The 18,758-nt window shown below is 55.7% G+C and carries 18 protein-coding genes and 1 pseudogene; 9 read left to right on the top strand and 10 right to left on the bottom strand.

Features of this window, described 5'->3' with window-relative positions:
• Positions 1-491: 491 nt before the first annotated feature.
• Positions 492-1,877: a DUF3696 domain-containing protein gene (locus tag KGD89_RS07280; protein ID WP_025259138.1), complete on the top strand. Its 1,386-nt coding sequence runs from the start codon at positions 492-494 to the stop codon at positions 1,875-1,877.
• Positions 1,864-2,337, top strand: a complete 474-nt coding sequence (locus KGD89_RS07275; RefSeq protein ID WP_025259137.1) for a hypothetical protein — start codon at positions 1,864-1,866, stop codon at positions 2,335-2,337. The genes KGD89_RS07280 and KGD89_RS07275 overlap by 14 nt, the downstream gene beginning before the upstream one ends.
• Before the next feature lie 128 nt (positions 2,338-2,465).
• Here the strand turns inward: KGD89_RS07275 and KGD89_RS07270 are convergent, their stop codons facing one another.
• Together KGD89_RS07270 and KGD89_RS07265 are read right to left on the bottom strand one after the other, a co-directional pair.
• Positions 2,466-3,404, bottom strand: a complete 939-nt coding sequence (locus KGD89_RS07270; protein WP_025259136.1) for a hypothetical protein — start codon at positions 3,402-3,404, stop codon at positions 2,466-2,468.
• A gap of 184 nt (positions 3,405-3,588) precedes the next feature.
• A complete protein-coding gene (locus tag KGD89_RS07265) occupies positions 3,589-4,002 on the bottom strand; it encodes a winged helix-turn-helix transcriptional regulator (protein ID WP_025259135.1) in 414 nt (137 codons plus the stop codon).
• Positions 4,003-4,095: 93 nt separating this feature from the next.
• Here KGD89_RS07265 and KGD89_RS07260 point away from each other — a divergent pair, with 93 nt between their 5' ends.
• Positions 4,096-5,001, top strand: coding sequence for an aromatic alcohol reductase (locus KGD89_RS07260; protein WP_025259134.1), 906 nt, complete (start codon positions 4,096-4,098; stop codon positions 4,999-5,001).
• 36 nt (positions 5,002-5,037) lie between these two features.
• Here the strand turns inward: KGD89_RS07260 and KGD89_RS07255 are convergent, their stop codons facing one another.
• Complete coding sequence (locus KGD89_RS07255; protein WP_081741915.1) at positions 5,038-5,532, bottom strand: demethoxyubiquinone hydroxylase family protein; 495 nt, start codon at positions 5,530-5,532, stop codon at positions 5,038-5,040.
• 542 nt (positions 5,533-6,074) lie between these two features.
• Complete coding sequence (locus tag KGD89_RS07250; RefSeq protein ID WP_025259132.1) at positions 6,075-6,779, bottom strand: tRNA (adenine(22)-N(1))-methyltransferase; 705 nt, start codon at positions 6,777-6,779, stop codon at positions 6,075-6,077.
• A 254-nt stretch (positions 6,780-7,033) separates the two neighbouring features.
• On the opposite strand from KGD89_RS07250, the gene KGD89_RS07245 reads away from it, so the two are divergent.
• Together KGD89_RS07245 and KGD89_RS07240 are read left to right on the top strand one after the other, a co-directional pair.
• Complete coding sequence (locus KGD89_RS07245; RefSeq protein ID WP_025259131.1) at positions 7,034-7,405, top strand: hypothetical protein; 372 nt, start codon at positions 7,034-7,036, stop codon at positions 7,403-7,405.
• Complete coding sequence (locus KGD89_RS07240) at positions 7,402-8,505, top strand: hypothetical protein (RefSeq protein ID WP_025259130.1); 1,104 nt, start codon at positions 7,402-7,404, stop codon at positions 8,503-8,505. Before KGD89_RS07245 ends, KGD89_RS07240 begins: the two co-directional genes overlap by 4 nt.
• A gap of 59 nt (positions 8,506-8,564) precedes the next feature.
• Here the strand turns inward: KGD89_RS07240 and KGD89_RS07235 are convergent, their stop codons facing one another.
• The 4 genes from KGD89_RS07235 to xylA form a co-directional block, all read right to left on the bottom strand.
• The gene (locus KGD89_RS07235; protein WP_025259129.1) at positions 8,565-9,701 is read right to left on the bottom strand and encodes a sugar ABC transporter permease; all 1,137 of its coding nucleotides are present in this window, start codon (positions 9,699-9,701) and stop codon (positions 8,565-8,567) included.
• On the bottom strand, positions 9,702-11,258 hold the full coding sequence (gene xylG, locus KGD89_RS07230; RefSeq protein ID WP_025259128.1) for a D-xylose ABC transporter ATP-binding protein: 1,557 nt from the start codon (positions 11,256-11,258) through the stop codon (positions 9,702-9,704).
• 65 nt (positions 11,259-11,323) lie between these two features.
• Entirely contained in the window at positions 11,324-12,325 is a 1,002-nt protein-coding gene (gene xylF, locus KGD89_RS07225; RefSeq protein WP_025259127.1) for a D-xylose ABC transporter substrate-binding protein, read from the bottom strand.
• 149 nt (positions 12,326-12,474) lie between these two features.
• Positions 12,475-13,791 carry a xylose isomerase gene (xylA, locus tag KGD89_RS07220; protein WP_025259126.1) on the bottom strand — a complete coding sequence of 439 codons (1,317 nt, stop codon included), beginning with the start codon at positions 13,789-13,791 and terminating at the stop codon, positions 12,475-12,477.
• A 171-nt stretch (positions 13,792-13,962) separates the two neighbouring features.
• On the opposite strand from xylA, the gene KGD89_RS07215 reads away from it, so the two are divergent.
• From KGD89_RS07215 to KGD89_RS26340, 3 genes and pseudogenes are all read left to right on the top strand, one after another.
• Positions 13,963-15,141: a XylR family transcriptional regulator gene (locus KGD89_RS07215; RefSeq protein ID WP_025259125.1), complete on the top strand. Its 1,179-nt coding sequence runs from the start codon at positions 13,963-13,965 to the stop codon at positions 15,139-15,141.
• A gap of 220 nt (positions 15,142-15,361) precedes the next feature.
• A complete protein-coding gene (locus tag KGD89_RS07210) occupies positions 15,362-15,667 on the top strand; it encodes an NIPSNAP family protein (protein WP_025259124.1) in 306 nt (101 codons plus the stop codon).
• Between the two features lie 12 nt (positions 15,668-15,679).
• Positions 15,680-15,808 (top strand): annotated as a pseudogene (locus KGD89_RS26340) (hypothetical protein); the annotation flags it as partial.
• 49 nt (positions 15,809-15,857) lie between these two features.
• Here the strand turns inward: KGD89_RS26340 and KGD89_RS07205 are convergent.
• Entirely contained in the window at positions 15,858-16,532 is a 675-nt protein-coding gene (locus tag KGD89_RS07205; RefSeq protein ID WP_025259123.1) for a glutathione S-transferase family protein, read from the bottom strand.
• Positions 16,533-16,612: 80 nt separating this feature from the next.
• Positions 16,613-17,359 carry an SDR family oxidoreductase gene (locus KGD89_RS07200; protein WP_025259122.1) on the bottom strand — a complete coding sequence of 249 codons (747 nt, stop codon included), beginning with the start codon at positions 17,357-17,359 and terminating at the stop codon, positions 16,613-16,615.
• Positions 17,360-17,497: 138 nt separating this feature from the next.
• Here KGD89_RS07200 and KGD89_RS07195 point away from each other — a divergent pair, with 138 nt between their 5' ends.
• The gene (locus KGD89_RS07195) at positions 17,498-18,409 is read left to right on the top strand and encodes a LysR family transcriptional regulator (protein ID WP_025259121.1); all 912 of its coding nucleotides are present in this window, start codon (positions 17,498-17,500) and stop codon (positions 18,407-18,409) included.
• Positions 18,410-18,758: the final 349 nt, after the last annotated feature.

Here is an 18,758-nt window from a genome sequence, read left to right as displayed (position 1 = left end):
AGGGTGGTGGCGACGGACACAGAGGCTTAGCTGCCGGGGAAATATACTTGGTTAGGTATAGGGTGGGGTGGGTTTGTTTTGAGATATTGCTTCCGGCCAGGAGCAGTTGTTCGAGACCGGCAGTTCTCGGCCAATTGCAGCCGCTCAGCCGCCCAGTTAAGAGCAGCTTTGTTTATTTGCCTAGGGAGGGGATATCCGCCTCAGTCGCCGTAAACCGTCTCAACGATGGATGAGCGCCGGCAGACCGGAGTCTAGGATCTCGGTATGGGTGGTTGTTGCAGTACGGAGGGATTTCCGGCTTTCTTTGGTCCACTACTCGATTGCTAATCCACAGTGCGTGCGCGGCACTGCGTGAAAATTCAGCTATTCCTGTTTTCTGCTTCCTCACCTCGCTGTGCTTCAGGCATTATCTCAGGACTACTAGTCGCATCCTGCAATGACGCTGCTGCGATAGGGTTTGCATTAGCAGTCGAGCGATCGGAGAAGAACACATGCTGAGACACTTAAGGCTACACAACTTTAAATCTTGGAAGAAAATTGACCTAAAGTTTGGAAAGGTGACCGGGTTATTTGGAACTAACAGTTCCGGCAAGAGCAGCTTGATTCAATTTATGCTTTTGTTGAAGCAAACAAAAAACGCTACTGACAGAGGGGTAGTTCTCGACTTCGGCGGTCCAGATCAGTATGTGAACCTGGGTGGCTTTCAAGATGTTGTTTACCAGCATGAAACTAACGCAGTAATAGATTGGTACGTTGAATGGGATCTTCCAAGGAAAAGGGTCATAAATGACCCTTTAGGCAAAAGAACGGACATACTCGCATTTGATGACACCTTGGGAATATGGAGTGAGGTCAAGTATAAAAACAAGCAGATGACTTGCGAGCATCTAGAGTATCGTTTTGGTAAATATAGTTTTTTAACAGCTCCCAAAAAAGCTGGATCAACTGAATTCGTCCTCTTGGCAGAAGATGATAGTGATCAGGAAAGCTTCAAATTCAAGAGGGTGAAGGCAAGAGCATGGGCTCTTCCAGGCCCGATTAAAACCCACCTCTTCCCTGACCAAGCAAAAACATACTTTCAAAACTCCGATTTTTTGAGCCTATTCGAATCTGAATACGAAGCTCAAATGGATAAAATGTTTTATTTGGGGCCTTTGCGTGAGCCGCCAAAGCGTGATTACTCATGGGCTGGGACGAGCCCGGTTGATGTAGGAAAAAAAGGCGAACTGACAGTGGCTGCTGTACTGTCGGCTACCTTGCGTAATGAAAAGAGAAACCTAGGAGGAAAAACCAGATATAAAAGCTTCCAGGAGATGATTGCATATTGGCTAAAAGAACTTGGATTAATTGATAGCTTTGAGATTTCAGAAATTGGCGAGGGCTCTAATCTCTACAGAGCCTATGTAAAAAAAGATAAGGATAGTACGCCTGCATTGCTCACCGATGTAGGCTTTGGGGTATCTCAAGTTCTTCCCGCACTGGTACTCCTATATTATGTGCCAGAAGGAAGCACAGTCTTTATGGAACAACCTGAAATTCATCTCCACCCCTCAGTGCAGAGTGGGCTGGCAGATCTGATACTCACCGTTTCTAAAACTCGCGATGTACAAGTTATCATCGAGAGCCACAGCGAGCACCTTCTAAGACGTTTGCAACGGCGAATTGCGGAGGAAAGTGCACGCACTGAAGATATAAAATTATTCTTTTGTGACCAGGCAAAGGGCGAATCAGTACTTTCCGAGTTGGAATTAACTGAATTTGGCGACATTAAAAACTGGCCTGACAGTTTCTTTGGTGATGAAATGGCAGAAATTTCGGCAACCAGAAAAGCTGCTTTAAAAAGAAAAATCGCGATGGTGAGCAATGAAAGTCGTTGAAACCAATGTGGCTATTGCGGCGAACGGCAGAGGCACCCACGCCAGCCTCGAGTGCCAGCTTGCCTGCGTAGTTTTTTTGAGCGACGTGGTATCTAAACAAAGTATTGTTGCAATCGACGATATAGGGCTGATGCTTGACGAATATGCTAAGCATCTGAGCTACAAGGGGCAACCGGACGTTGGAGACGAATTTTTTAAATACTTACATGATCATCAATATTATCCAGATAGAGTTTTGAGAGTTTCTATTACACCGAATGGCATGGAAAGATCAGGCTTCGATGAATTACCACCAAATTCAATGGATCCGTCCGATAGGAAGTTTTTAGCTGTGGCTAGAAAATCCGGGGCCAAAGTTTTTAACGCACTTGACACTGACTGGCACGAAAACATAAAAGATATCGAGGCAATGGGGGTTGCTGTAGAACAACTTTGTCCTGCACATGGGTGCAGAATTTAGCTTTAGCATGAAATCACCAGAATCAATTCGTTCTTTTACACAGTCTGGAGCCAAGTCGCCCGAAGACCGGCAGCTTAGGGGCGATTTCAGCCGGTAACAAAAGTCCGCTTCTGGCCGAAGAGGACAGTTCAACGTATAAGGCGAACCTTTGGAGAGTTTCCAGCCAATGGGTCAATGGCTTTGACCAAACGAGCAATATGTAAGCAGGGATCTAAAGACATATCTTTTATTTTAAATTTAAATTCGTTTTCTATGTGTGGCATGGCTTGCTTTTGCTTTGAGATTATTGCTCCTAGCCGTACTGAGGAATGATGCGCTTTTAATGTGGCCGCGAACGGTTGAGGTGTTTCTTGATACCTCATCGCAGTCGTGCACATAACATCCGATAGTAGTGCTTCCGGCAATGCGGGTAGGCCGGCATTTTTCCATTCAGTGTGTAATGCACCTTGAATGTCGTGGCCATCTGCCCCGCTCATTTTGATGTCGAATGCACGCAAGACCTCTTTCATGGTTTTTTCCACAAATGAAAGACTTTCCCACCGAGCAAGGGCGTAAGTAGCCTTGCTGTGAAGAATATAGTTGGCCGCAGCGTTCATGTGAATAATGCTCGCAGGATTGAAAACACTAATATTGTATAGAGCGTTATAAAAGTCAGTATATTCTTGCTCCAGAAGCGAATGCCTTTTCGAAGAAATTGAAGAAGCACTACTTTCTGTGATATCAATTACTGCTTGGGTCAACGGTATTTCATCTACGCGCAGCAAGGGCATTCTCAGTAAATACGCGCTGCCGTCAATCTCACAAGCTATGGAAGGAAAGCAATAGGAAATATGACTTCTGTCTCCATAATGCTCGTCAATCCAATTACTAACATTTTTACCGGCATTATCTGGGTGCGAGCCGAAAATTATTCTATAGCCATCTTTTTGGATGGTATCTATAGCGGTGAATACCGCCATTCTGGGGTCCGCTAGTCCGGCTATCCGATGTTTTACATAAAGCATGTATAAATGGAATTTTTCGGTGCCCTGGTCTAGATCATCCTGTGTGATCTCGATTTTTTTCATTCTCTGAAAGTCCATTTATGTTAGTGAGGCCGTACAACCACAAGGTGGCGATCTGGGCTAGGACAGCAGCAACAGTGTATGTCGCATTAGAGGTGGATGGATGAGTCGCTTCTGGCCAGGAGCAGCGCTTGCTGAGAGTCTACTCCTGGCCGTTAGCAGTCCTCTACGAAGGACTGCCTTGGGCCTAAAGTAATTCCTGGCCCCTCCCCCCATCAAACCGCCCCCGAGCCGCCCGAAACTCCTCCGCATTCTCCAGCAACCACGTCCACAACGGCACCATATGCACCAGAAAACTTCGCCCCAGCGGAGTCAGTTCATAATCAACACGCGGCGGCACTTCGCCGTAATCGCAACGCGAGATCAAGCCGTCTCGTTCAAGTTGTCGCAAGCTGCGGGTCAGCATGCGCTGGGTGATGCCTTGCAGGCGGCGGCCGATTTCTGCGTGGCGCAGTTTGCCTTCCACGCCCAGCGTATGGACGATCCCCAGTGACCAGCGATTGCCCGCGTGGGTCAGGACTTCGCGTTTGAGTCCGTCATCTTCGGCGCTGAGCGCGTCGCAGGTGGCTTGGGACAGGCGGATGACCTCATCTTCACTCATTGCGTTCATGCGGTATCACTCGTGTGCCTTCTTCTGAATATTCGTCAAGGGTGACAGGATAAAACATCGCTGATCACTCACCGGGAATTACTGATGCACTCACACGACACTGCAACAACCGACACTATTCTGGTCCTGGGCGCGGGCGAACTGGGTATGGCGGTGCTTCGCGAACTGGCAGCGCGGCCGGCTGCTCGCGTCACGGTCATGCTGCGGCCATCGGCTTTCGATAAACGCCAAACCCTTGAAGAGCTGAGCGCTCTGGGCATCGAGGTGGTGTCTGCCGATGCCGCAAGCGACTCCGAGGAAAGCCTCGCCGCGCTGTTCAGCGGCTTCGACACGGTGGTCAGTTGCCTGGGTTTTGCAGGCGGTGCCGGGACGCAACTCAAACTGACCCGCGCCGTGTTGCAGTCCAATGTGAAGCGTTATGTGCCGTGGCAATTCGGTGTGGATTACGACGTGATCGGCTACGGCAGCCCTCAAACTCTGTTTGACGAGCAACTGGACGTGCGCCAGATGCTACGCGGCCAGTCGCGTGTGCAATGGCTGATCATTTCCACGGGCATGTTCACCAGCTTCCTGTTTGAACCTGCATTCGGCGTGGTCGACCTCAACCAGAACATCGTGCGCGCTCTGGGTAGCTGGGAAACAGCCGTGACGGTCACCACGCCCGAAGACATCGGCCGCCTGACCGCCTCCATCCTCTTTGAGCCGGCGCTGGTCAATGAAGTGGTTTTCACGACGGGCGACACCCTCACCTACCGGCAATTGGCGGACACTGTCGATCGGTTACTCGACCGTACGGTTGAACGTGTGGAGTGGACAGTGCCTGCACTCATGGCAGATCTGGCTGCCGCACCCGACGACTCGCTGCGCAAGTACCGGGCGGTGTTCGCGCAAGGCAAAGGCGTCGCTTGGCCCAAGGCGCACAGTTACAACGCCGAACGGCAGATCGACACCATCACTGTCGCGCAATGGATTGAACAACATTTGCTCTGAGCAGGTGGCGTGAACTGCGACCCACTCTTTAACTGATCAAGACCGCATCCCCATCCAGATCACCGCCTCAGTCCATGCCGTCACAACCGGTGTCAGAGCCCTGAACCAGGGATCGCGAACATCGATCTGCGCAGCTGAGTGGTCATGATGGTGTTGCTCTTCTTCCACGATCGAGGCAATGGCCGCGACTGCGTGCGGGTCGATATCGCGTAGCTCATGCAGTTGATGGGCCAGGTGTTTGAGCACCACACTTTCAACCGCGACGGTCGTTGCGAGAATGGCTTTGCGACCGCAGAGGCCGGTGATCAGGCCCAACGCCAGGCCACCGAGGCCACACAGCCAGTAACTGCGGCAGCGGGGGTAGTTGCGGCGTTGCAGTTCAGCCTGAAAGACCGTCCGGTGGCGGCGTTCGTGGGAGAGAAATTCCTTGAGCTCATCCACCATGCCCGGCGCGAAAAGCCGGGCCATGAACAGCTGGCCGCTGTAGATACAGATCGCACCGTGCTCGCCTGCATGGTCAACCTTCATCATGCGGTTACCGAGGTCACTTCCATTAGCCATGTAGTCTGGGGGGTTCACGCTGAGATGCCTTGTCATGGAAGAGGCCTTGGCCGCGACAGTACGTTGAAACGCTGAAAATGTGTTGCCTGTAAGCAAGTCGTCGCGGCCAAGGCCCCTCCCACAAGTGATATGTACACCTTGACTGATCGGCATTAGAGCATGTACTTGCTCTTCGGCAGGCATCGTGCTGTCACGTCGGACAGATAAACAAGCGCAGCGTTCAGATTCCCGCCTCTCGCCCTCGCCCCACAGAAACCAAAGCCGTCACCAGACTGCCCCCCCCGCCACGCTCATCACCAAGGCCATGCCTTTCGGTGTCCCATCGGATAACCAACCGACAAGTGCCGCGCTGAAGATGCCGCTGCCGTAGTGCATCGCGCCCACCAATGAGGATGCCGAGCCTGCCCGTTGGGGGAAGAAGGCCAGTGCCCAGGTGCCGATGTGGAAAAGTCGTTCGCTGCCCGTGCGGCTCAGTAATCGGCCTTTAGCGTAGTGGTTGATGCGTTGCGTTATCAGCGCTGAGCACCCAGCATCTCGGTGATCCAGCGGATCTGGCGGGTGATTTCCTGCATCTTCTCTTCAGGCACGGCCTGTCGCGCCTGGGCGAAACTGGTCAAGGTCTTCTGTTTCTTGAGCAACAAACGCTGCCATTTGAGCAGAAAAGCCGGGCTGCGGGCCTGCATCTGCAACGGGCCGAAAAACAGTTCCTCAGCGCTGTACATCACCGGCCCGGAGCGGTCGGCGACGATGATTTCGTAGTCGAAGCGGTTTTCCCGCAGCACTTCCTCGCAGAGGATACGGTAGCCATTTTCCATCAGCCATTGGCGCAGCGGTTGCTCGCCACCGTTGGGTTGCAGGATCAGACGTTCCTGACCGCTCAGATACGCCTTGCCGCTGTCGAGGATGTCGCGAATCGTCTCGCCGCCCATGCCGCACAGGCTGATCGCAGTGATTCCGTCTTCCGGCCTGATCGCCGCCAGCCCATTGGCCTGGCGCACGGTAATCGATTGCTCCAGGTCGTTCTCGCGCACGGTACGTTGCGCCGCATGAAACGGCGTCAACGCCACCTCGCCCGCCACCGCCGCAACAATGGCACCACGGCGCATCAAGGCCACTGGCAGGTAAGCGTGATCCGAACCGATATCGGCCAGACGCGCACCTGCAGGTACATGCGCGGCGACACGCTCCAGGCGCATGGACAATGTCTGTTCGTTCAACTGCCGCCCCTTTTCACCACAAACGTTCGGCACCTTTGGCCGATCGGGGCGCGATTCTGTCGAGTAATGACGGGGATTTCAAATGTTTGGCCAATAACGCAAAGACAGACCGGACTAGCACACCCCTGAAGAGGTTTCAATAGACTGCCTGAGCTATAGGCTTTATCGAGCCCGCGTGGAGAATGTCTTGTTGAACAGTGTTGCCGCTTATCAGGCCCTGCACTACCTACCTGTACATCACGTGGATACGAAAAATGACCCTGAATAAAACTGTTATTCAACTACTCATGGCCGGCGCGACGGTATCGTTGCTTCAGGGTTGCGGGATCGTGGCATCCAAAACCGTCAGTGATACGAGTTTGCAGGAAAAAGCGGCCGTGACACTCAACACCACGCCAGAGAAAGTCAGGATTTTCGACAAGCGCGGCGAACTGGACTCGGTGAAGTTCAAGGCACAAAGCAGCAAAGGTGTTTATAACTGCTATTACACCACCCTCGTGGCTCTGGATTCCGACACGCTTTGCTCGGGTCCGGTGGAAGGTTCCGGCAAACAGACACCGTCTGACACTGCAGCCCCAGCCAACTGCAATGCGCTGCTGAAAGCAGCCGGGCGCTGCGGATCATGAAAGGCTCCGTTAGCGCGCTGTTCACGCTGACGCTGGGCAGCCTGGCACTGAGCGGTTGCGTGCCGATAGCGCCGCCCGCTCAAGGGTTAAACGCCATGTCGGCCCAGCCGGTTTCGCAGCCAGCCTCGATGCTGGAAGCACGAAAGGCTCATGACGAGATGTTTGCCCGGTTCAAGACCTCAGGCAAAGCCATTCTGGTCGTGCCGAGCGCCAGTCTGGACAGCCTCAAGACAGACTTCGGGAACAACGATGACATCGCCAGGTTCTTGCGACTGCGCTCGGGAGTCACCGAATGGACCAACACCTCTCGCCCGTCCTCCAGTATCAAGGTCGGTTACGACACCAGTAACAAACCCGATGAAAACAATGGAGAAAACTCCTACTTCCAGTTGGTATTCGGCAGAACACTCTACAAGATCTACCTGGTCGATCCCGGCCATTACAGCATCAGTGGCGTGAGCTACAACCTCCCCCGCACAGCCGCATTCGAGGCCCCTGGCGGACGCAACATTCAGCCCTCGTCACTGGGTTACGCCATGCTCAAGTCGATAACATTCGATGAGTTCGAGCGGGGCAAGAAATGGGAAGACGCCAGCTACCGCAACGAAACCGTGCAGGAGGATTACTGCACCTCCGTACGCGTGGTCAATAACGAATGCACAAGCTGGGGGAAAAACTCCTACGACGTCAAACGACAGACCTCGCCAGCAGGCTGGACGGAAAGCATAAAGCAGCGAACCATTGAAGCCCGCAGCGTGACGGCCAAGATCAACAAGGAGTTCGCGAGCTTCGATATTGCCTCGGGTGAAGTGATCCTGATCGATGGCTTCTTTGCCGAACCACCTGCCGCCGAACTGCGGGAAAACAGTTGCAAGCAGGCCGATCAGGAACAGATGCGCTGTGAGCTGAAGCAACTGACCCTGGTGCAACTGCTGGGCGAGGTCGAGGAAGTCAGGAAAAGTCAGAACCCGGCGGACTGGGGTTTGCCGAAAATGGCTGAAGTCCTCAAAGGGCTGACCTATCGACCGATCACTATCAAGGCGCGTGAAACCAGCGGCAAGTCGGTGTGGGGACCGTCATATAGCGTGAAGGCGAACTGAGGAAGAGTGATCGCCTTGCCGCCAGCGTGGGGCAAGGCGTTGTCATTCGTTTTCACAGATCAGCGTCGCCCGCTCCGGGTGCTCACATCGACCCACACAGCCAGCACCAGAATGCTGCCCTTGACGATCATCTGCCAGTAGCTGTCCACGTCGAGCATGGACATGCCGTTGTCCAGGCTGGTGATGACCAGTGCTCCGAGCAAAGCGCCATAAACCGTGCCGGAGCCGCCGCGCATGGAGGTGCCGCCGATGAAGCAGGCGGCAATGGCGTCGAGTTCGCCCATGCTGCCGGCCGAGGGCGAGCCTGCGGCCAGGCGTGCGGTGTTGACCATACCGGCGAGCGCACACATCACGCCCATGATGCCGAAGATCCACAGCTTTACGGCCTGCACATTGATACCCGACAGCCGCGTGGCCTCCATATTGCTGCCCACTGAATAGACACGGCGTCCGAAGACAGTCTGGCTGGTCACGTAGCTGAACACACCTAGCAGAATCAGCAACAACAGCACCGGCACGGGGATACCGTCGTAGCTGTTGAGGGTATGGACAAAACCGGCCAGCACCGCGCCGATCAACACCACGCGCAGGATGTCGCGCACCAGCGAATGCGCCGCCAGCCCATGGAGAGCGCGATTGCGACGCTGCTTCCAGGTCAGGAACAGCGTCAGCGCAAACAGCACAACGCCCAGGCCTGTACCGACCGAATGCGGCAGATAGCCCTGTCCCACGTAAACAAGCTCAGACGATACCGGGGCGATGGTGGTGCCGCCGGTAATCCCCAGCAAGATACCGCGAAACGCCAGCATGCCGCCCAGCCCGACAATGAATGACGGGATGCGCAGGTAAGCGGTCATGTAACCGTTGGCGATGCCGATCATCAGCCCGCACAGGACGACAATGCTCAGGTTCGCCAGCAGCGGTACGTGATAGATCACATCGAGAATCGCCGCCAGGCCCCCGAGCAGGCCCAGCAATGAACCAACCGACAGATCGATCTCGCCACTGATGATGACCAACACCATGCCGCAGGCCAGAATCCCGGTGATGGACATCTGGCGCAACAGGTTGGAGAGGTTGCGCGGGGTCAGGAAGCCGCCCTCGGTCTGCCAACTGAAGAACAGCCAGATAATCGCCACGGCGATGACCAGTGCGAGCATTTTGTAGCGGGTGAAAAGCTGTTTGACCTGGTTCATCTAGGCGGACTTCCGATCATTATTGTTATGGCCAGCAGCCTGGCTGAGCGCGGCGGCAAGCACTTGCTCCTGAGTGAGTTCGTGATTGATGAAGTCACCGCGCAACTGACCTTCGCCGATCACCAGCACCCGGTCCGAGACGCCGAGCACTTCGGCCAGCTCCGAGGACACCATGATGATCGACACGCCTTCGGCCGCCAGTGCGCCCATCAACTTGTAGATTTCATACTTGGCGCCAACGTCCACGCCACGGGTAGGCTCATCAAGAATCAGGACCCGGGGTTTGGTCAGCAGCATCTTTGCCAGCACGGCTTTTTGCTGGTTGCCGCCAGAGAGGCTGGTGATCGGCAGGAACGGGCTCGCGGTCTTGAGGTGCATGCGCGCGATTTCCTGATCGATGCCATGCAGCTCGGCTTCAGCATCGATACGGGTCAGCCTGGAGTAGTTCTCCAGTACCGCCAGGGTGATGTTCTGGCCGACACCCAGATCCGGAATGATGCCTTGGCGCTTGCGATCTTCGGGGACCATGCACAAACCGGCACGAATGGACTTGAGCGGCGTGCCGGTGTCGACTCGCTGGCCTTCCAGCCAGACTTCGCCTTCATGACGACCGGGATACGCGCCGAACAGCGCCGAAACCAGCTCCGTGCGACCGGCACCAACCAGCCCGGCGATACCGAGAATTTCACCGCGCCTGAGAACGAATGAAATGTCGTCGACCCGCTTGCGCTTGGGGGTATCGACGTCATAGCAAGTGATGTGGCGCGCCTCGAAAATCACGTCACCAATGCTATGGGGCTCGGTAGGGTACAGGTTGCTCATTTCCCGCCCGACCATCTGGGTGATGATCCTGGGAATGTCCATGTCCGCCATGTGGGTCGTGGCAATGTGTTTGCCGTCCCGGATCACCGAAATGGTGTCGCAGACGGCAGCCACTTCATCGAGTTTGTGGGAGATGTAGACACACGCAACGCCCTTGGCCTTGAGGTCGCGGATGATGTCCAGCAGCACCTCGATTTCCGAACGGGTCAGGGCCGAGGATGGCTCATCGAGGATCAGCAGGCGCGCCTGCTTGTTCAGCGCCTTGGCGATTTCCACCAGTTGCTGGTAGCCACCGCCGTACTGGGAAACCGGTAGCGAGACATTCATGTCCGGCACTTTCAGCTCACGCATCAAGGCTTCAGCGCGGTGGGTCATGGCCGGGTAATTCATGCGCCCGCCAAACAACGTCAGCTCATGGCCCATGAAAATGTTTTCGGTCACCGACAGGTCGGGAACCAGGGTCAGTTCCTGATGAATGATGACGATGCCGGCGGCTTCGGTTTCGCTGATCGACTGCGCCTTGAGCGGCTGGCCGTCCCAGAGAATTTCACCGTCCCAGGTGCCATGGGGGTAAACCGCCGACAGCACTTTCATCAGCGTGGATTTACCGGCGCCGTTCTCGCCGCACAATCCGACGCACTCCCCCGGCCTGATCCTGATGTCGATGCCATTGAGGGCTTTGACACCGCCAAAGGTTTTGACGATGCCGTTCATTTGCAGCAGGTAGTCGGACATGGCGAGGGCTCACGCAAAGGGTCCACTCCCCGGCAGGGCCGGGGGTTTTACTCAGACCGGTCAGATCACTGCCCGGCAATCTGTGCCTTGGTGTAGAAGCCGTCCTTCTCCAGCAGGTCGATGTTGTCCTTGGTCAACGGGGTGGGCGTGAGCAGGATGGTGTCGACCTTCTTGCTGCCATTGTCGTACTGCGAGCTGTAGGTGGGTTTCTCGTTGCGCGCCAGTTGCACCGACAGCTTGGCGGCCTCGGAAGCGATCAGCTTCAGCGGTTTGTAAACGGTCATGGTCTGAGTGCCATTGATCACTCGCTTGACCGCTGCCAGGTCTGCATCCTGCCCCGAAATCGGCACCTTGCCGGCCAGTTTTTGCGCAGCCAGAGCCTGAATCGCACCGCCAGCGGTGGCGTCGTTGGAAGCGACGATGCCATCGATCTTGTTGTCGTTACGAGTCAGGGCATTTTCGACAATGCTCAGCGCTTCGGTGGGGTTCCACTCCTTTACCCACTGTTGGCCGACGATCTTGATATCGCCCTTGTCGATGGCCGGTTGCAGCACTTTCATCTGGCCTTCGCGCAGAATCTTGGCGTTATTGTCGGTGGGCGCGCCACCGAGCAGAAAGTAATTGCCCTTGGGCGCGGCTTGCAGCACACCGTTGGCCTGCATCTCGCCGACCTTTTCGTTATCGAAGGAAATATAGGCATCGATGTCGGCGTTGAGAATCAGGCGGTCATAGGACACCACCTTGATCCCGGCCTTCTTGGCTTCGGCCACAGCGTTGGTCAGCACGGTGGCGTTGAACGGCACGATGACGATCACATCGACGCCACGGGAGATCAGGTTTTCAATCTGGGAAATCTGCTTCTGCTCGTTGGCATCGGCCGACTGGACAAAAACCTTGGCGTTGAGCTTTTCTGCCGCCGCCACGAAGTAATCCCGGTCCCGTGACCAACGTTCCAGGCGCAGGTCATCGATGGAGAAACCGATTTTCGGGTTGGCAGAATCGGCCATGGCCGGGATGGACAGCAGGGCCAGAGCACTGGCCAGTAGCGTGCGTTTGACTTTATTCATGGTGGTGCGTCCTTTTATTGTTGTTTGAAAGACACTGCCTGACGATGAGTATCGTGCTGGTACAACTGTAGAGCGTCGTGAAGCCGGGCCAGTACAGATTTGTCGTGTGAATGTAACAACGTCATTGGCCCGACGAACGGGCCAGACCGTCAGCTATAGATGAACCGGTTGACGACGTTTTCGAGCATTTCCTGTCTGCCGCTCACGGCCTGCGGATTCAACTCCTGGGCAAAGGCATGTTCGGCCAGCGACTCAAGGCTGAAGCCACCTGCCAGCACCTTCTGCCCCAACGGCTGCTGCCAGCCTGCATAGCGTTGATCCTTGAATTGCTGAAGCCGGTCGTTCTGCAGCATGACCGCTGCGCGCTCCAGTGACAGAGCAAGAACATCCATCGCGGCGACATGACCGTGAAACAGGTCCACTTCATCGAGGCTCTGGCGGCGCACCTTGGAGTCGAAGTTGAACCCGCCATTCTTGAACCCGCCGGCCTTGAGAATTTCGTAGGTGGCCAGGGTCATCTCTTCGACGCTGTTGGGAAACTGGTCGGTGTCCCAGCCATTCTGCGGGTCGCCACGGTTGGCATCGATGCTGCCGAAGATCCCCAGCGAAGCGGCCGTGGCTATCTCGTGATGAAAGCTGTGGCCCGCCAGGGTCGCGTGGTTGGCTTCGATATTGACCTTGATTTCGTTCTCCAGACCGAACTGCTGCAAGAAGCCGAAGACCGTGGCGCTGTCGTAATCGTACTGGTGCTTGGTGGGCTCCTGGGGCTTGGGCTCGATCAACAGATCGCCCTTGAAACCGATCTTGTGCTTGTGCTCGACCACCATCTGCATGAAGCGGCCCATCTGTTCACGTTCGCGCTTTAGGTCGGTGTTGAGCAGGGTTTCATAACCCTCGCGCCCGCCCCACAGCACGTAGTTGGAGCCTTTGAGGCGCTGGGTGGCGTTCATGGCGCTGAACACCTGAGCGGCGGCACAGGCGAACACTTCCGGGTCCGGGTTGCTGGCGGCGCCTGCGGCAAAGCGCGGGTTGCTGAAACAGTTGGCGGTGCCCCACAACAGCTTGATACCGCTCTGCTCCTGATGCCGCTCCAGATGATCGACCATCTGCGCAAAGTGGTTGCGATATTCTTTCAATGAACGGCCTTCCGGCGCCACATCCGTATCGTGAAAGCAGTAATAGTCGATCCCGAGTTTGGTGAAAAACTCAAAAGCCGCCTCCGCCTTGCCAATGGCCACTTCTAGAGGGTCGCCCGCACGCTGCCACGGACGCTTGAACGTACCGGCACCGAACACATCGGATCCCGGCCAGACGAAGGTGTGCCAGTAGCAGACAGCCATGCGCAAGTGCTCGCGCATGGGTTTGCCGAGGATGACTTTATTGGCGTCGTAGTGGCGGAAGGCTAGAGGAGAATCGCTGGCCGGGCCTTCGTAGCGAATCCTGTCGATGTCGGGGAAGAACGGCATGGGTCGTGTCCTTTTGTTGTTCTTGTCGGTGTATCGATACTAGCAACGGCCCTGCGTCTGAAAATTATGAAAGTCACCAACGCAGGGTGCGATTTTGAGTATTGAGATTCACCTTCGACGCGCCTAGGCTGTGACGACCACCTTGGTGTTGGCAGACCCGGGACAATAACAATGAAAACCGTACCGCCCGTTCACCGCGTTGCACTGTTGTTCAACGGCAGCAAGATCTACGACCGCGGCATCATCAGCGGCATCGGCAATTACCTGAGCAGCACCCGCGCCTCCTGGGACCTGTTTCTTGAGGAAGACTTCCTGTGCCGGTTGAAAGGCATCGAGCGCTGGCAGGGTGACGGGATCATTGCCGACTTCGACGACCCGCTGATTGGCGAAGCCCTGGCCGGGATCAAGTTGCCAGTGGTGGCTGTGGGCGGTTCGTATCAGGATGAACGCGCCTATCCCCAAGACATCCCCTACGTCGCCACCGACAACAAGGCCATGATGACCCTGGCCTACGAGCACCTGATCGAAGCCGGACTGACGCGCTTTGCCTGCTTCAGCCTGCCCGAAGCCCAGGCCAATCGCTGGGCGCAGGAGCGGGAAAAAGCCTTTCGCTGGCTGATGCAACGCGATGGCCTGCACGCCGAGGTCTACCGTGGCATGGGCACCAGCGCGCCATTGTGGGACAGCGCCGTCGAACAACAGATCGCCTGGCTGCAAAGCCTGCCCAAACCCATCGGCATCATCGCCGTCAGCGACGCCCGCGCCCGCCAGTTGCTGCAAGCCTGCCTGACCGCCGGGATCGCCGTACCTGAACAAGTGGCCCTAATCGGCATCGACAACGACCCGCTGACCCGCAGCCTGACCCGAGTACCACTGAGCTCGGTCGTCCAGGGCACCGAAACCATGGGGCGCACCGCCGCGCGCCTGCTCCACCAGATGCTGCACGGCATGCCGGCCAAAGGCACACAGATCCTGATCCCGCCAGAGTCGATCAACGTGCAGGTATCCAGCCTGCATCAACCGTTGGGCGACCCTTACGTCATGCAGGCCCTGCTGTTCATCCGCCAATATGCCTGCCAGGGCATCAAGACCGCACAAGTGGCGGCTTATGTCGGCGTATCGCGCTCATCGCTGGAATCGCACTTTCGCAAAGTGCGCGGCTGTAGCGTCCACGATGAAATCCTGCGTTTCAAACTGGCGGCGGCAGCCAAGGGGTTGAAGAACACGGATTCAACGATTGCAGACACGGCCCGAAATTGCGGATTCAAGTCTGCGCAGTATTTGCATACGGTGTTCAAGCGAGAGTTTGGGTGTACGCCGCGCGAGTATCAGTTGGATAGGGCCGTGTAGGAAACGGACGAGACTGTGTAAAAACGCCAGTGTGACTCTGCCCAAACTATTTGGCGGTTGCCGAAGCCCTGGGCTTTGCTTCCTAAAAGTGGGCGGTGTATTAGACCGCTGCACATCGGCCCTCGGGGGACATAGTCGCTGAACTTAACCGCCGGGCAGGAATATTCAGATCAACGCTCAATTGGTAAGCTCCTTCGTTTATCGAACAAGGACAGCTCGTATGATTACCTGCCATGTGAAGTATCTGATTGACCCTTACCAGATTCCTGCTTTTGAAAGCTATTCACGATTGTGGATCCGGATCGTGACTCGAATGGGGGGCTTGCACCATGGCTATTTCCTTCCAGCTGAAGGTGCAAACAATATCGCGTATTGTCTGTTCAGCTTTCAAAACCTATCGGACTACGAACGCTATCGCAAAGAAGCAGAAACCGATGCCGAATGCGTCAAGGCGGTGGCGTTGGCGGTAGAGAAAAAATTCATTGTCAGCTATGAACGTAGCTTCATGCGTCCTGTACTCGAGTGATTTTTCTATCGGCCCAAAAGCCTAGACGACTACGTCAGTGATACCCATCCGGTGCGCATAGTCGACGTCCTTGTCGACGAACTCAACCTCATCTCCTTGGGTTTTGACGGTGCTATTCCGGCTGAAACAGGCCGTCCCGCTGACTACGCCCCTCAATATGCGCCAGCGAACGATCCCGTTCGACCTTGGCTTATTGAGCGCTAACCAAGACAGCTTTTGCTTCCTGCAGATGCTTGCGGAACCGGGCTGCATAATCCTCGGCAACTGCCGCTTGAATGCTAGCGCGGCTGGCAAGCGCACAGCGCCACTCGGCAACTCTGTTCAGTCCGATGAACAACCGATGTTCGGGTTTGAATCCGAGAATGTCGAAGTAACGGAAAACCGGAGCAATAGCGATATCAACCATGCAGAACGTCCCACCAGAGAAATACGGCCCCTCCGCTTTTTCACCGTCAAGTCGTTCCAGCTTGGCTCTCAACGCTGCTGATTTACCGAGCGCTGTCTGCTGATCCGCAGCATTCAGATATCCCCATGCATCAGCAAGCATGGCAGTAGCGAACTCGATCCAGGCACGATGTCGAGCACGTGCGAGCGCCGTTTCCGGGTGCAAGGCGGGCTCCGGGTAAACCTCCTCGAGGTATTCGCAAATCGCGACGCTCTCGAATAGAACAGTCACGCCCTCATTGTCATCCGGCACCGTGAGTAGCGGGACCTTGCCGGTCGGCGACATGGCCACAAACCAGTCCGGTCTGTCCTTGAGATCAACATCGACACGCTGAAATGGAACACCTTTTTCGTGTAACAGAATAGCCACACGCTGAACGAACGGGCACAGCCCGTGGCTGACGAGTGTGAACTGTGACATGGAATACCCACCATTGAATCAACAAGGCCCGCCGCCAGACAGGGAACGGGCCGTATGAACGCTACGTCCGTGCCAGCCCGTTAAAGCGAGCGGCCGCCGTCGACGATGATTTCCGTACCAACCGTCCATCGAGACTCGTCCGAGGCCAGGTACAACACAGCCTTGGCTACTTCTTCGGGCGTACCGAAGCGGCCGAATGGAATGGCCGCAGCGATATCCTTGTTGACCTGCTCCCGATAGGCATCGGGAATGCCGAGCTTGTCATACAGCGGCGTATCGACCGGGCCAGGGCTGACCGCGTTTACGCGAATACCACGCGGTAGGAGTTCACTCGAGAGCGTTTTCGACATGTTCAGGAACGCGGCCTTGGTCGCCGCATAAACGGATGAACGTGCCTCGCCAAGGTGCGCACTGACAGAAGTGTTGAGAACAACTGATGCAGGGTTAGCGAAGACCGGCAGTAGTGCTTGCAAGAGGAAGTACGGGCCTTTGACGTTGATGTCGAAGGAGCGATCAAACATTTCTTCCGTCCAGTCTTCGATTGGTATCCACACTGATACGCCAGCATTGAGGAAGGCAACATCCAGTTGCCCGTAATGAGCCTCAACAGCCTGCGCCAGTTCCTTCTGCGCTGCGATGCTGGCCGAGTCGGCACGCAGCACCAGGACTTCACTTCCCAGGACTGCCTGGGCGTTCGCAATGGACTCCGGATTGACACCTGTAACGATCACGCGCGCGCCTTCAGCGAGGAATTGCCTGGCAGTTTCCAGGCCGATACCGCTGGTACCGCCAGTGATAAGGGTGCGCTTGCCTTGTAAACGGGACATATAAAATTGCCTCTCGATTTGCACGGCCAGCCGAGCGGCTGACCTTATGAGAGGCACTATGTATTCATGCGAAAGCATTGATAAGATGAGAAATTAGAATAGATATCATGCCTGAATTGCATGAATGAGGGAGGCCTGATGGATCGACTGCTGCTAATGACCTGTTTTGTACGAACTGTCGAGACAGGCAGCTTTTCAGCTGCAGGTCGCGATTTAGGGCTGGGACAGCCTAACGTCAGTCGTTATGTGGCGGCGCTTGAAGACCATTTGCAAACCAGGCTTCTTCATCGTTCCACACGGAAGCTGGTACTGACGCCTGAGGGAGAACGCTATTACGCAGACGCTCGGCGCATTCTCGACTCAGTGGAGCAGTCCGAATCTTCACTGAAAGGGAACGTCACTCCGTCCGGATTATTGCGCGTTGCCTGCCCGACCGCATTGGCTCACACCTTCATCGTGCCGCATGTCGCTACCTTCCTGGAACGCTATCCGGAATTGTCACTCGATCTGCAGATCAGCGATCGCTACGTTAATCTGGTCGACGAAGGGGCTGAACTCGCGATCCGCATTGGACACCTGGAAGACAGTGCCATGCGAGCCCGCCCACTGGCCTGGTTCGAGCGCGTGTGCGTTGCCAGCCGTGAATACCTGGCCAAACGCGGGTCCCCAACCTCACCAACTGAACTGAAAGCACACGACTGCTTGATCTATACACTGCTTTCAACGGGTACTAACTGGCGCTTCAAGGGCATCGATGTGCCGGTTTCCGGCCGACTACGTGTCAACTCGCCCGAGGCGATACGCGAGTACGTCAATGCCGGATTGGGAATCGCGCAGGGACCTGAATGGCTTTATGAGGAAGGGCTGAGAAGTGGCAACCTTCAGCTGCTGCTGACTGATTACGTGGCGCCCTCAGTCCCGATTCAAGTCGTCTATCTGGCAAATCGGCTGCTACCCAAACGGGCCATCGTCTTCATGGATTTTATTGCGGATGTGTTTGCGAAGAGTCCCGAATTCCACGAACGCCAAAAGCCGTCTCATAAGCCATGACGGGGTTACGCACGAAGGACCTGGCCCTGTAGCGGAACCTTGGATAGAAGGTTCTCTGCTGCCTGCGGTCTGCCAATAGGTCAGGATCAGTTCCTTATTCACGGCGACCCGAGATTCGATGTAGTCGCCATCAGAGAGCAGGATGGGCCTTGGCCATGCCGATCAAATGCACGAACGGTGAGGAACAAGCGCAATTAACCGGCGCACTCGAAGGTGCCCCATGCAAAGCCGCCATAAGCGACACTTACGACACTTGAAACCCACAAACAGGCTACTAAACCCGACCGCTGATGCTCAGCGACCGACGCAGCCTGGTATCGGGATTTCACAGGCGCAAGGGCTTGAGACT

The organism is Pseudomonas cichorii (assembly GCF_018343775.1).
Lineage (GTDB): Bacteria > Pseudomonadota > Gammaproteobacteria > Pseudomonadales > Pseudomonadaceae > Aquipseudomonas > Aquipseudomonas cichorii.
This window is presented reverse-complemented; position numbering and strand designations above follow the sequence as displayed.

Coding starts and splice junctions, on each gene's coding strand:
- KGD89_RS07260 (WP_025259134.1), top strand. CDS start 4,096: ATGCACTCACACGACACTGCAACAACCGACACTATTCTGGTCCTGGGC.
- KGD89_RS07210 (WP_025259124.1), top strand. CDS start 15,362: ATGATTACCTGCCATGTGAAGTATCTGATTGACCCTTACCAGATTCCT.
- KGD89_RS07280 (WP_025259138.1), top strand. CDS start 492: ATGCTGAGACACTTAAGGCTACACAACTTTAAATCTTGGAAGAAAATT.
- KGD89_RS07275 (WP_025259137.1), top strand. CDS start 1,864: ATGAAAGTCGTTGAAACCAATGTGGCTATTGCGGCGAACGGCAGAGGC.
- KGD89_RS07200 (WP_025259122.1), bottom strand. CDS start 17,359: ATGTCCCGTTTACAAGGCAAGCGCACCCTTATCACTGGCGGTACCAGC.
- KGD89_RS07240 (WP_025259130.1), top strand. CDS start 7,402: ATGAAAGGCTCCGTTAGCGCGCTGTTCACGCTGACGCTGGGCAGCCTG.
- xylG (WP_025259128.1), bottom strand. CDS start 11,258: ATGTCCGACTACCTGCTGCAAATGAACGGCATCGTCAAAACCTTTGGC.
- KGD89_RS07255 (WP_081741915.1), bottom strand. CDS start 5,532: ATGATGAAGGTTGACCATGCAGGCGAGCACGGTGCGATCTGTATCTAC.
- KGD89_RS07265 (WP_025259135.1), bottom strand. CDS start 4,002: ATGAGTGAAGATGAGGTCATCCGCCTGTCCCAAGCCACCTGCGACGCG.
- KGD89_RS07215 (WP_025259125.1), top strand. CDS start 13,963: ATGAAAACCGTACCGCCCGTTCACCGCGTTGCACTGTTGTTCAACGGC.
- xylF (WP_025259127.1), bottom strand. CDS start 12,325: ATGAATAAAGTCAAACGCACGCTACTGGCCAGTGCTCTGGCCCTGCTG.
- KGD89_RS07205 (WP_025259123.1), bottom strand. CDS start 16,532: ATGTCACAGTTCACACTCGTCAGCCACGGGCTGTGCCCGTTCGTTCAG.
- KGD89_RS07245 (WP_025259131.1), top strand. CDS start 7,034: ATGACCCTGAATAAAACTGTTATTCAACTACTCATGGCCGGCGCGACG.
- KGD89_RS07195 (WP_025259121.1), top strand. CDS start 17,498: ATGGATCGACTGCTGCTAATGACCTGTTTTGTACGAACTGTCGAGACA.
- xylA (WP_025259126.1), bottom strand. CDS start 13,791: ATGCCGTTCTTCCCCGACATCGACAGGATTCGCTACGAAGGCCCGGCC.
- KGD89_RS07270 (WP_025259136.1), bottom strand. CDS start 3,404: ATGAAAAAAATCGAGATCACACAGGATGATCTAGACCAGGGCACCGAA.
- KGD89_RS07235 (WP_025259129.1), bottom strand. CDS start 9,701: ATGAACCAGGTCAAACAGCTTTTCACCCGCTACAAAATGCTCGCACTG.